Annotated in this window: 9 protein-coding genes; 5 read left to right on the forward strand and 4 right to left on the reverse strand. The window is 71.9% G+C overall.

Annotated features, from left to right (window positions below; all coding sequences use genetic code 11):
- Window positions 1–3: 3 nt before the first annotated feature.
- On the forward strand, window positions 4–639 hold the full coding sequence (locus AB0J97_RS36045) for a hypothetical protein (RefSeq protein ID WP_364097360.1): 636 nt from the start codon (window positions 4–6) through the stop codon (window positions 637–639).
- Window positions 636–3,734 carry a DUF87 domain-containing protein gene (locus tag AB0J97_RS36050; protein WP_364097363.1) on the forward strand — a complete coding sequence of 1,033 codons (3,099 nt, stop codon included), beginning with the start codon at window positions 636–638 and terminating at the stop codon, window positions 3,732–3,734. The genes AB0J97_RS36045 and AB0J97_RS36050 overlap by 4 nt, the downstream gene beginning before the upstream one ends.
- Window positions 3,735–3,788: 54 nt before the next feature.
- On the opposite strand, the gene AB0J97_RS36055 is transcribed toward AB0J97_RS36050, so the two are convergent.
- The 4 genes from AB0J97_RS36055 to AB0J97_RS36070 form a co-directional block, all read right to left on the reverse strand.
- A complete protein-coding gene (locus AB0J97_RS36055; RefSeq protein ID WP_357703345.1) occupies window positions 3,789–4,868 on the reverse strand; it encodes a hypothetical protein in 1,080 nt (359 codons plus the stop codon).
- On the reverse strand, window positions 4,865–5,914 hold the full coding sequence (locus AB0J97_RS36060; RefSeq protein WP_364097366.1) for a TOMM precursor leader peptide-binding protein: 1,050 nt from the start codon (window positions 5,912–5,914) through the stop codon (window positions 4,865–4,867). Before AB0J97_RS36060 ends, AB0J97_RS36055 begins: the two co-directional genes overlap by 4 nt.
- 228 nt (window positions 5,915–6,142) lie before the next feature.
- Window positions 6,143–6,712, reverse strand: a complete 570-nt coding sequence (locus AB0J97_RS36065) for a dienelactone hydrolase family protein (protein WP_357703341.1) — start codon at window positions 6,710–6,712, stop codon at window positions 6,143–6,145.
- Between the two features lie 254 nt (window positions 6,713–6,966).
- Complete coding sequence (locus AB0J97_RS36070) at window positions 6,967–8,628, reverse strand: endo-1,4-beta-xylanase (protein ID WP_364097369.1); 1,662 nt, start codon at window positions 8,626–8,628, stop codon at window positions 6,967–6,969.
- A gap of 275 nt (window positions 8,629–8,903) precedes the next feature.
- Here AB0J97_RS36070 and AB0J97_RS36075 point away from each other — a divergent pair, with 275 nt between their 5' ends.
- The 3 genes from AB0J97_RS36075 to AB0J97_RS36085 all read left to right on the forward strand — a co-directional run bounded on the left by AB0J97_RS36075 (window position 8,904) and on the right by AB0J97_RS36085 (window position 11,557).
- Entirely contained in the window at window positions 8,904–10,565 is a 1,662-nt protein-coding gene (locus AB0J97_RS36075) for a class I adenylate-forming enzyme family protein (protein ID WP_364097372.1), read from the forward strand.
- A 177-nt stretch (window positions 10,566–10,742) separates the two neighbouring features.
- A complete protein-coding gene (locus AB0J97_RS36080; protein ID WP_357703335.1) occupies window positions 10,743–11,147 on the forward strand; it encodes a hypothetical protein in 405 nt (134 codons plus the stop codon).
- Between the two features lie 50 nt (window positions 11,148–11,197).
- On the forward strand, window positions 11,198–11,557 hold the full coding sequence (locus AB0J97_RS36085; RefSeq protein ID WP_357703333.1) for a nuclear transport factor 2 family protein: 360 nt from the start codon (window positions 11,198–11,200) through the stop codon (window positions 11,555–11,557).
- The last annotated feature ends 40 nt before the right edge of the window (window positions 11,558–11,597 follow it).

Genomic DNA, 11,597 nt, shown 5'->3' on the forward strand with positions numbered 1-11,597 from the left:
GATATGCCAGACAAAGGGCTGTCGCTGCCCGAGTTCACTGCCCTGCTGGTGCTGGCCGTCGAAGCCCGCGAGATCTCCAACAGCGAGCTCAAGGAGCACTACAAGCTGACCATCGACGGTCAGAGGCGGCTGAGGCTCAACGACCTGAAGTTAGTCGAGAGCCGGCGGCCCACGCGCGGGCGCGCCTTCGTGCACGTGCTGACCGACTCCGGATGGGCGAGGCTCGCCGAGGATCTGCAGACCGGGACGATCCCGCCCCAGACCGGCTCGTCGGGGGCCGTCGCGCGGGCCCTGCTCGAATGGCTGCCCCGGTTCATGCGGCGGACCGACCAGCGGCTGTCGGAGATCTTCCAGCCCGAGCCGGACGCGCCCGCCGCCGGTCCGGAGTCCCGCATCCGCGCCGCGTACGCCGAACTGGCCGCCCAGCCGGGTGCGTGGGTGAGCCTGACGCGGCTCCGGCGGCTGCTGACCGGCATGCCGAAGGCGGCGGTGGACGAGGCACTCGTCCTGATGGAACGACTCCCTGACGTGAACCTCGTCCCGGAGTCGAACCAGAAGACGCTCACGCCCGAGGACCGCGAAGCGGCGGTGATCATAGGCGGGCAGGACAAGCATCTGCTGTGGATCGGCGAGCTGTGAGCGGCGTCGCGGATCTGGCCGCGCTGACGTTCAACTACACCGAGGGCGCCGACGACGTCTGGCGCCGCTCCCCCTTCCACGTCGAGGGCCTGCACGGCGCGTCGACGAAGGTCCTCCTCGACGGCCTGGCCGAGGCCGCCCACCGGCCTGAGGCCAGTCCCATCGGCGTCGTCGTGCAGGGCCAGCGCGGCACCGGCAAGACCCACCTGCTCGGCTGGCTGCGCGAACGCGCCCAGCGCGAGGGCGGCTACTTCGTCCTGGTCGGCCTGCTGGACGCCAAGGGCTTCTGGGAGAGCGTCGTGGTCTCCCTCCTGGACAGCCTCTCCCGGCCACGCCAGGACGGGCAGACGCAGCTCACCGTGCTCCTGGACCGCCTGGCCATCATGGCGGGGCTGTCCCGCATGGCACGCCGCTCGATCACCGGCAAGCGCGGCCTCACCAGGGACGAGCTGGACGCCTTCGTCACCGCGTTCCGTCGCGTCGGGGGCCAGGTCGGCCGCGACAGCCAGGACGCCGCGCGCGCTCTGGTCCTGCTGGCGGGCGAGGATCCGGGCCTGCAGGACCTGGGCGAGGCGTACCTGTCGTCGGCGCCGGAGGGCGAGCCGGGCGAGCGGGCCCGGTGGGGCATCCGCGGGCTCGACCGGACGCCGCAGGAGATCGTCAGGGACCTCTCGCGTCTGATGGCCCTCACCGGCCCGACGATCGTCGCCGTGGACCAGATCGACCCGCTCGTCGCCCAGTCGCGGGCCACGACCGAGGGTGGCGCCGAGCACGACCCGGCCGAGCAGCTCATGATCGAGCGCATCGCGGGCGGGCTGATGGCGTTGCGCGAGGTCACCCGCCGGACCCTGACGGTCGTGACGTGCATCCCCGCCACGTGGGCGCTCGTCGTACGGGTGGCGGTCGACACCGTGCGCGACCGCTTCCGCGAGGCGGTCCAGCTCATGACCATCCCCGACGCGGCCACCGCCCGCACCCTGGTCGCCACGCGCTTCGAGGTGCAGTACGGCGAGGCGGGCGTCAAGCCGCCGTACCCGACCTGGCCGGTCCGGCCGGAGGCGTTCGAGCAGGCGCCCGGGTTCACCCCGCGGGAGCTGCTCATCCGGATCGACCGGCATGTCCACGCCTGCCTGCTGGACGGCGAGGTCAGGGAGTTGACCGGGTTCACGACGGTGCCGGCGCCGCGTCCCCGGCCGCCCGCCCCCACGGCCGACCTCGGCGCGCTCGACGCCCGCTTCGCCGAACTGCTGGAGACCGCGCAGGCTCCGGTGATCGACCAGGGCGGCGAGGACACCGTGATGCCGGCGCTGCTGGCCGCCGGCCTGCACGCGTGGATCGCCGAGCAGGGGGAGGCCGGCCGGGCCTTCAGCGTGGACCCGCCGCCGAGCGCCAAGCCTCCGCTGCACGCCCGCCTGCGCCGCACGCTCGACGAGAGCAGGGAGGACGAGGTCCACTGGGCCTTCCGCGCGGTCAGCGCGACGCACGGGAACGCGGCGCTGAACCGCGTCCGCAAGGCGTGCGTGGCGGCCGGGCTGGACGCGGAGGTGCCCAAGCGGCGGCTGTTCCTGCTGCGCGACACCCCCTGGTCGCAAGGACCGGCCACGCGGGAGGCGATCGCGGCGTTCGAGCGGGCGGGCGGCCGGACGCTGCGGATGAGCCGGCAGGACCTGCTGGTCCTGGCCGCCCTCCGGGACCTGGTCTCGGCGAACCCGCCGGGCCTGGCCGCCTGGCTCGCCGCGCGGCGGCCGACGTCCGGGATCGGCTTCCTCACCGAGGCTCTGTCGGACGTGTGGAGCGTTCCCGCCGTACCGACCCCTGAGATGCCTGTGAAGGCGAGGCGCCAGGGCGACGACCAGGACCAGTCCCTGACGATCGGCCGGCGGATCTCGGACGGCGCGCCGGTGCGGATCGCGCTGGAGGCGCTGCGCAAGCACACGGCGATCTTCGCCGGTTCCGGATCGGGCAAGACCGTGCTGATCAGGCGGCTGGTCGAGGAGTGCGCGCTGCGAGGTGTCTCCTCCATCGTGCTGGACCCGAACAACGACCTGGCCAGGCTGGACGAGCCGTGGCCCGAGCCGCCGCGCACGTGGGAGGAGGGGGACGCGCGCCGCGCCGAGGAGTACCTGGCGGCCACCGACGTGACCGTCTGGACGCCGGGACGGACGGGCGGACGGCCGCTGAGCTTCCAGCCGCTGCCCGATCTGGCGAGCCTGGCCGGCGATCCGGACGAGTTCGCCGAGGCGGTCGAGGCGGCGGTCGCGTTCATCGTGCCGCGGGTCAGGCTGGACGCCAACACCGACAAGGCGCTGCGCGGGCAGGCCGTGCTCAGGCGGGCCCTGGCCGCCTACGGAGGCGGCGGCGCGACCAGCCTGAGGGGCCTGGCGGCGTACCTGGCCGACCTGCCGGACGGCGTCAGCGAGCTGTCCAGCGCCCGGCGCGTCGCGGCCGACCTGTCCCAGTCGCTGACCGCGGCCATGGACAACGACCCGCTGTTCGGCGGGGCCGGCGAGCCGGTCGACCCCGGCTTGCTGGTGACACCGCCACCGGGCAGGCGGGCCCGCGTCTCGGTGATCAGCCTGGCCGGGCTGCCGAGCCTGGAGCAGCGGCAGAGCTTCGTCAGCCGGCTGGAGATGGAGCTGTTCGTCTGGTTCAAGCGGCATCCCGCCCAGGACCGTCCGCTGGGCGCGCTGTTCGTCATGGACGAGGCCCAGACGTTCGCTCCCGCGGTGGGCGGCGCGTCGGTCTCCACCCGCAGCACGGTGATGCTCGCCTCCCAGGCCCGCAAGTACGGTCTGGGCCTCGTCTTCGCCACGCAGGCGCCCAAGGGGCTGCACAACCAGATCCCCGGCAACTGCGCCACCCAGTTCTTCGGCCTGCTGAACGCCCCGATCCAGATCAGCGCCGCCAGGGAGATGGCCCAGTTCAAGGGCGGCGGCGACGTGCCGGACATCTCCCGGCTGGGCTCGGGCGAGTTCTACGTGGCCGGCGAGGGCGGCGGGTTCGCCAAGGCGCGCGTGCCGATGTGCCTGACGCACCACCCGAAGGCGCCGCTCACCACGGAGGAGGTCGTCGCCAGAAGCCGCGGCCGCACCTGATCGTCACGGTCCCGGCCGCGCCGGCCGGGACCGCCGCGGTCCCCACCGGTCGGCTCAGACGGCCGGGCGGCGGGTCGAGGTGAGGAGGCGGTGGGCCAGTACGGCCAGGTAGAGCACCCAGCCGGCGCCGATCACGGCCAGGGCGGCGACCGGCTGCCAGCCCGGCAGCTCCTCGACGGCCCGGCGGCACACGGCGACCGTCACCGGGATCGTGTAGAGCGCGAAGAAGGCCAGCCCGAGCACCCGCCCCACGACGAGGAACCAGGCGTAGACCCGTACGCCGCGCGGCGCCGTACGGGTGCGGCGCGCCCGCAGGTACGCCTGGGCGTCGGCCATGAGGTTCTTGTTGCCGCCGGCGTTCGCGATGGCGTAGTAGACGTCGGTGCGCATGAAGAACAGGAACTGCCAGGCGATCTGCGACAGGCAGATGACCACGACGAGCCGCACCACCGGCACGTCGGCGACGTACAGGAGGCAGGTCCCGGCGCAGACGAGGAACCAGTCCACCCGCATGCCCGCCAGGTGGGCGCGGTAGCGGGCGCGCCTGGGCACGCCCCAGATGCCGGTGATCCTGGTCTGCACGACGAGGAACTGCAGGCGGGTGCCGAGCGACAACTCGGCCCGCACGCCCAGCGACCGGGCGGCGGCGATGTGGCCCAGCTCGTGGACCAGGACGAGCAGCCACGAGCCCGCCGCGAAGGCGACGGTGAAGGTGAGGCTGTCCGACCAGACCAGCGAGGAGAAGGACGGCAGCACGCCGGGCCTGGCGACCGCCGCGGCCAGGGCGCACAGCGTCAGCGCGGCCAGCACGGCGTGCGCGGGGCGGGAGAACAGCCAGGCCACGTGGCCGGGGCGGATGCGGTCCCACAGGTTGGGCGGGCGCCGGGGCCGGCCGAGCAGCCCGGCCGCGCCGAGCCCGGTCACGAACTCGGCCACGTCCACGTCCAGGCCGTGTTCGGTCAGGACCAGGGCGCGGGCCTCGGCGGCCGTCCTGGTGCCGTCGAGCGCCTCGACGACGGCCGCCGCCACGCCCGGCACGTTGACGAACGTCTCGCCGTTGCCGATCACGTAGTCGTCCGGGCCGTCGGCCACCACGCTGAGGAACGACAGGTCGGTCAGCGGCTCGGTCTTCACCCGCACACCTCGCAGCCGTCCAGGCGGGCGAACTCGTAGGCCGTGGTGGTCAGCGTCAGCAGGTCCAGCCAGAGGCTGCGGCCCTCGACGGCCGGGGCGCCGGTGCCGGTCAGGAAGCGGATCACCTCGGCGGCGAGCATGCCCGACACGATCCCGCACAACGGCCCGAACGACGGGATGGCCCGTCCGGGGTTGTCGTTGACGGGCAGGACGGTCGAGCCGTACCGCTCGGCCAGGGCGGCCTCCTGGCAGGCCAGGCAGCCGGTCTTGCCGGGCACGACCAGCGGGCCGAGCAGGCCGACGTGCTGGTTGAACCCGCCGGTGAGGAACGGCGTGCCGGCCCGCACGCACGCCTCGTTGACCCAGCGGCGGATGTGCGGCTGCGGGGTGTCGACGGTGTTGACCACGAGGTCGGCGTCGGTGACCACGTCGGCGGGGCCGGTGATGCGCCGCTCGACGCGGGTGACGCGGAGGTCCGGGCAGTGCTCGCGCAGCCTGCGGGCGGCCGCGGCCGTCTTGGGCTCGCCGACGTCGCGGACGGTGTAGAGGTGCTGGCGGTGCAGGTTGCCGATCTCGACGCGGTCGTCGTCCAGGAGGGTCAGGCGGCCGACGCCCGAGGTGGCGAGATGGAGGGCGACCTGGCCGCCGATCGCACCGGCGCCGAGCACCGCCACGTGCCGGCCGGCGAGGTCGCCGAGTGCGCCCACGGCCCGGTCGGCCGGGTGGAACATCGCCATGAACAGGGCGAACCTGGATAATCTCGCGTCTGCGGCCAGCGTGCCGAGTTCGTCGTCGGTGACCAGGAAGCGGGCCGCGCGCAGCTGCTCGACGGCCGAGTCGATCTCGGCGGGGGTGAGCTCGTCGAGGAGGGCGTACAGGTCGGACTGCTCGACGGGGGCCTCGGCGCACAGGCGCAGCAGGCGGCGCAGGGGCGGCGGCGCGGGGTCGAGGATCTGGCCGGTCGGGGGGAAGTCGCCGAGCCGTACGCGTCCGCGGACGTCGTCGATGAACAGGGGGAAGACCGGATTCACCTGAATCCTGGGCATGAAGGCGGCTCCCGGACGAGTGAGGGCCTCCCGCGGGGTTGGGCCGCGTCGCGGGAGGCCCGAAACGGTCAGCAGCTGTTGCTGTTTCCGGTGGTCTCGACTTCTTCGACCTTCTTGATCTCGATCGTCATGAGCGGTCCTTCCGTCGATCTTGATGGGCCGCTGCGATCATAAAGTAAAGATCGCCCCTTTTGATAGACCCAAGTACGAAATATCCGGGAAACCGTCTTATATCCGTGCAATAAAGTCGCGTGATCGTTTCCACATAAGCGCGGCCGACTCCGCCGAGTATCCGGGAAGATCGGGATCGGCGAACAAGTGCACATTTCCCGGATAAATGAAGCACTCGAATATCGGCCCCAGCTCCGTACGAAGATTGCCGACGTCGTCGGCGTCCACCCACGGGTCGCCCTCCGCGTAGTGGAGCTGCACCGGCACCGAGACCGGCCACCCCTCCCCGCACACCTCGGGCACGGCCGCGCAGCCGTGGTAGAGCAGCAGCCCCCGGGCCAGGGGGTGCGTGGCGGCCAGGAGCTGGGCCGCGTACCCTCCCAGCGAGAACCCGGCGAACACGACCGGCCCGCGCGCCTGCCCGGCGATCTCCCGCCAGCGGCGTTCGAGCTCGCCGAAGCCGACCGCGTCCCGCTTGCGCAGCCCGGATTCGAGGTCGTCGAAGATCTCGCCGTCGTAGTAGTCGGGCGTGCGCACGACGTGCCCGCCCTCGCGAAGCGCCTCCGCGGCTCCCAGTACCCCCGGTCGCAGGCCCTGTGCGGAGTGCAACAGGATGATCTCTGCCATGTGCACTGTGTACCACCGCGCGAAGGCCCCACCAAGGGGCCCGTTCGGCCACGCTCCCGTCGCTCCCGTCGCTCCCGGCGCCCGCGCCGCACGGCCTCCGGCCGAGGCTCCCCGGCCGGGGGCGCTCGCGGCCGGATGGGCGGCGACCACCGCGTCACCTGGTGCCACGCGCAGGGCGGCCGGCCGCTGAACGGCCCCCGGGCGGAGGGCGGGACCCCGGGCGGTGGCCATGTCCGCCCGGGGGGCTCGCGGGGTCAGGCGCAGGTGTAGCCGGACGGCGTCGCGTTGTCGCCGCCCGGCCTGGCGACCTGGAACCCGAAGCTGGTGTTCGCGCCGGGCGCGAGCGTGCCGTTGTACCCGGCGTTCCTGGCGGTGACGTTCTGCCCGCTGACGGTGAGCGCGGCGTTCCAGGAGCCGGTCACGGTGTGCCCGGCGGGCAGGGTGAAGGTGACCGTCCAGCCGTTGATCGCCGAGGTGCCGGTGTTGGTGACGGTCACGGGCTGGATGACGTACCCGCCGTTCCACTGGGTCTGCACGGTGCCGGCGGCGGTGCAGCCGCCCGTGCCGCCCCCGGTGAGGGTGGTGAAGGTGACCGTCGGGGAGTCGCCGGACAGGTTGCCCGCGCCGTCGCGAGCCCGCACGTAGACCTGGTACTGGGTGCCGGCGGTCAGGCCGGTCAGGTTGATGGTGTTGCCGGTGGACTGGCCGAGCTGGGTGTCGGTGCTGCCCTGCTCGCGGTAGACGTTGTAGCCGGCCAGGCCGCTGCCGCCGCTGTCGGTGGAGGCGGTCCAGGTGAGGGTGGCCGCGTTCGCGGTGACGTTGCCCGCCGCCGGGGCGCCCGGCGTGGTGGGCGGGGTGGTGTCGGTCGTGGTGCCGCCCGCCAGCGCGTCGTGCACGGCGGTGTACGACGGCTTCTGCTGGTAACTCTCGTTGTAGATCAGCGCCGCGCCCTGGCCGGGGAAGGTGTCGGGCACCCAGGAGTACTTGTCGGTGAAGCCCCAGATCGTCACGCCCTGGCAGGCGGTCACGGCCAGGCAGGCGTTGACGACGTTGCGGTAGTAGGTGGCCTGGGTGGCGTCCTTGGTGGCGTCCCTGGGGGTCTGCATGCGCACGTCCAGCTCGGTGATCCGCACCTGGACGCCGAGGGCGGCGAAGCGCTGCAGGTTCTGCTGGAAGTCGCCGGGGAAGCCGTACTGGATGGCCAGGTGGGACTGGAAGCCGACGCAGTCGACGGGAACGCCCTGCTGGCGCAGTGAGGAGACCAGGTTGTAGATCGCCGTGCTCTTGGCGTTGATCCCCTCGGTGTTGTAGTCGTTGATGCACAGCTTGGCGTCGGGGTCTGCGGCGCGGGCGGCGCGGAAGGCGTCGGCGATGTAGCCCGAGCCGAGCGTGTTGTACCAGAACGACGTGCGCAGGTTGCCGTTGTCGTCGAAGACCTCGTTGACGACGTCCCAGGAGACCACGGCCGGGTTGTCGGCGAAGTGGCCGACCACGTTGGAGATGTGGTTCTGCATGGCCGCGCGCATCGCGGACGCGCTCAGGCCCTGCACCCAGCCCGGCGTCTGGTTGTGCCACACGAGGGTGTGGCCGTGCACCTGCTGGTCGTTCTGGGCGGCGAAGGCGACGATCGCGTCCGCGCCGGAGTAGTTGAACTGGCCCTGGCTGGGCTCGGTGGCGTCCCACTTCATCGCGTTCTCGGGGGTGACCTGGCTGAACTCGGTCGCCGCGATGTTCTTGTAGGAGGTCTCACCGGCCAGCGGACCGGTGGCGAGCGCCGTGCCGATGAACTTGCCCTTGGCGGCCGCGTGCGTCCGCAGGGGCGCCGAGGCGTCGGCCGACGTGGCGGGGAGGAGGAACGCTGCGAGAATCCCCAGCAGGGCGAGGACTCTGACGAACAGGGACGAGAGCACGGGCATCTACCTCCGGAGGCAGGCACTCGATTGCGAAAACTTTCGATCCTCGGCGGATCGCATCGCAGACGGTATTGACATGCGCGAGGACGGTCAATGGCAGTCGCCAACCGCTGCCAAACCGGCAGCTCGGAGGCTGAAAATATCGCCACATTCATGAAACTTTCACAGGAGACCTGGCGAGGCCTCCGGGCGTCGGTTTCCGCTGCTCTAGCGCGACGTACCTACCGGTCGGTACTGTGAATGGACCGGAATAATCCTCTGATGCGGGAGTTCTGCGCATGTCCCTTTCGCACGCCCAGGTCCAAGCCCAGCTCACCGGCCCCGGCCAGCTTTTCGAGACCGAGGAGATCGGCGACGCCGGGGTACGCACATGGAAGCACGCGCCGGGACACTTCCGAGCCCTGCTGGAGATCAGCAGGTTCCACGGCGAGCAGGTCTTCCTGGCCTACGAGGACGAGCACATCACGTTCGAGGAGCACTTCCGCCGCGTCGCCACCCTGGCCAACCGCCTGGTCGACGAGTACGGCGTGACCAAGGGCGACCGCGTCGCCATCGCCATGCGCAACTACCCGGAATGGGTCGTCTCGTTCTCGGCCGCGCTGGCCGCCGGAGCCATCGCCGTACCGCTGAACGCCTGGTGGACGGAGGCCGAGCTGGCCTACGGCGTGAGCGACTCGGGGGCCAAGGTCCTGATCGCCGACGGCGAGCGGGCGGTCCGGCTGGCCTCCACGGGCGTGCCGATGATCGTGACCAGGGGCGAGGTCCCCGAGGGCGCGCGCCCGTTCGGGGACGTGCTGGGCGAGGTCACCGCCGACGTGCGGCTGCCCGACGTGGAGCTCTCCCCCGAGGACCCGGCGACGATCTTCTACACCTCCGGCACCACCGGCCGCCCCAAGGGCGCGCTCGGCAGCCACCGCAACCTCGGCCAGTCCCCCATGACCGTGGCCTACGGCCTCATGCGCTCGCTCACCATGGCCGGCAAGGACGCGGGCGCGGCGGCGGGCGTGCGCCGGGTGACGCTGCTGACCGTGCCGCTGTTCCACGTCACCGGCTGCTTCTCCGGCATGACCACCTCGATGTTCACCGGCGGCGGCGTGGTGCTCATGTACAAGTGGGACCCCGAGCAGGCGCTGCGGCTGATCGAGCGGGAGCGCGTCACCACGATGATCGGCGTGCCGACCAACGCCTGGCAGCTCATGTCGCACCCGGACTTCGGCAAGTACGACCTGTCGTCCCTGACCACCCTCGGCTACGGCGGCGCCCCCGCCCCGCCCAAGCTGCTGGAGCGCATCACCACGAACCTGCCCGACCGCGCCCCCTCCAACGGCTACGGCATGACCGAGACGACCGCCCTGGCCATCGGCAACGGCGGCGCCGAGTACCACGCCAGGCCCGACAGCATCGGCATGCCGTCGGCCGTGGTGGACGTGCGCGTGGTGGACCCCATGGGCGCCGAACTGCCCGCCGGCGAGGTGGGCGAGCTGTGCGTACGCGGCCCGAACGTGATCATGGGCTACTGGAACCAGCCCGAGGCCACGGCCCAGACGTTCGTGGACGGCTGGCTGCACACCGGCGACCTGGCCAGGATCGACGAGGAGGGCTTCGTCTACATCGTGGACCGCGCCAAGGACATGGTGATCAGGGGCGGCGAGAACGTCTACTGCGCCGAGGTCGAGGCGGCCCTGTTCGAGCACCCGGCCGTGGACGACGCGGCGGTGATCGGCGTCCCGCACGACGAGCTGGGCGAGGAGGTCGGCGCGGTGATCCGGCAGGCCCCGGGCCGGTCGGTCACGGCGGAGGAGCTGCGCTCGTTCCTGGCCGACCGGATCGCCAAGTTCAAGATCCCGGTGCACGTGTGGTTCCGCGAGGGCGAACTGCCCCGCAACCCGGGCGGCAAGATCCTCAAGACCCACCTGCGCCGGGAGATCCTCGGCTCCTGACCCTCCCCTGAACCCCTCTTGGGGCGCCTCCGCAAGGGGGCGCCCCCTTCTTTTTCTCCCGAAGAACCCGCAGGTCGGCGGCCGGTTCGCAGCCCTCATTACCTGGCGCGTAATCGCGGCCCCTACGCCCCGGCTGACATCTTTCAAGTGTCGCAACGAGCACTTGAAGGAGCCGAGATGACCGCCCTCACCGTCACCGCCGACCGGACCAAGTTCCTGCGCCTCGCGCTGGTCGCCGACGCCGTCGTCACCGGCGTCAACGGGCTGGCCTACCTGGCGCTGGCCGCCCCCGCGAGCGACCTGCTCGGCCCGGGCGCGGGCCTGCTGCGCGAGATCGGGATCTTCCTGCTCGTGTACGGCGCCGCCGTCGGCCTGGTGGCCGCGCGCCCCACGATCAACCAGACCGCCGTCAAGGCCTTCATCGCCCTGAACATCGTCTGGACCCTCGGCAGCGTCGCCGCCGTCGTGACCGGCGCGCTCGGGTTCAGCACGATCGGCGCCGTCTGGGCCATCGCCCAGGCCCTGGTCGTGGGGGTGTTCGCCGAGCTCCAGATCACCGGCCTGCGCCGGGCCCGCAACTGACTCCCTGTGAAGACCCCAGACCGCAACACCTTGAGGAAAGAGAGATCATCATGACCGCCGAACTCGTCGAACGCTACCTGGCCGTCTGGAACGAGACCGACGCCGACGCCCGCGCCAAGGCCGTGGCCGAGCTGTGGACCGAGGACGCGACCTACACCGACCCGATGGCCGACGTGGCCGGGCACGCCGGGATCGCCGCCGTGATCGAGGGCGCGCAGGGCATGTTCCCCGGCCTGGTGTTCACCCCCGGCGAGGTGTTCGACGCCCACCACGACATCGCCCGCTTCACCTGGCACCTCGGCCCGGCCGGCGAGGAGCCCCTGGCCGTCGGCTTCGACGTGGTCGAGCTGGCCGAGGACGGCAGGATCCGCAAGGTCCTCGGCTTCCTCGACAAGGTCCCCGGCGCCTGACGCCCCCCTCCTGCGAAGGCCCCCGGTTCCCCCCGGGGGC

Origin of the sequence: Nonomuraea sp. NPDC049607 (assembly GCF_040675375.1) — a bacterium.
GTDB lineage: Bacteria > Actinomycetota > Actinomycetes > Streptosporangiales > Streptosporangiaceae > Nonomuraea.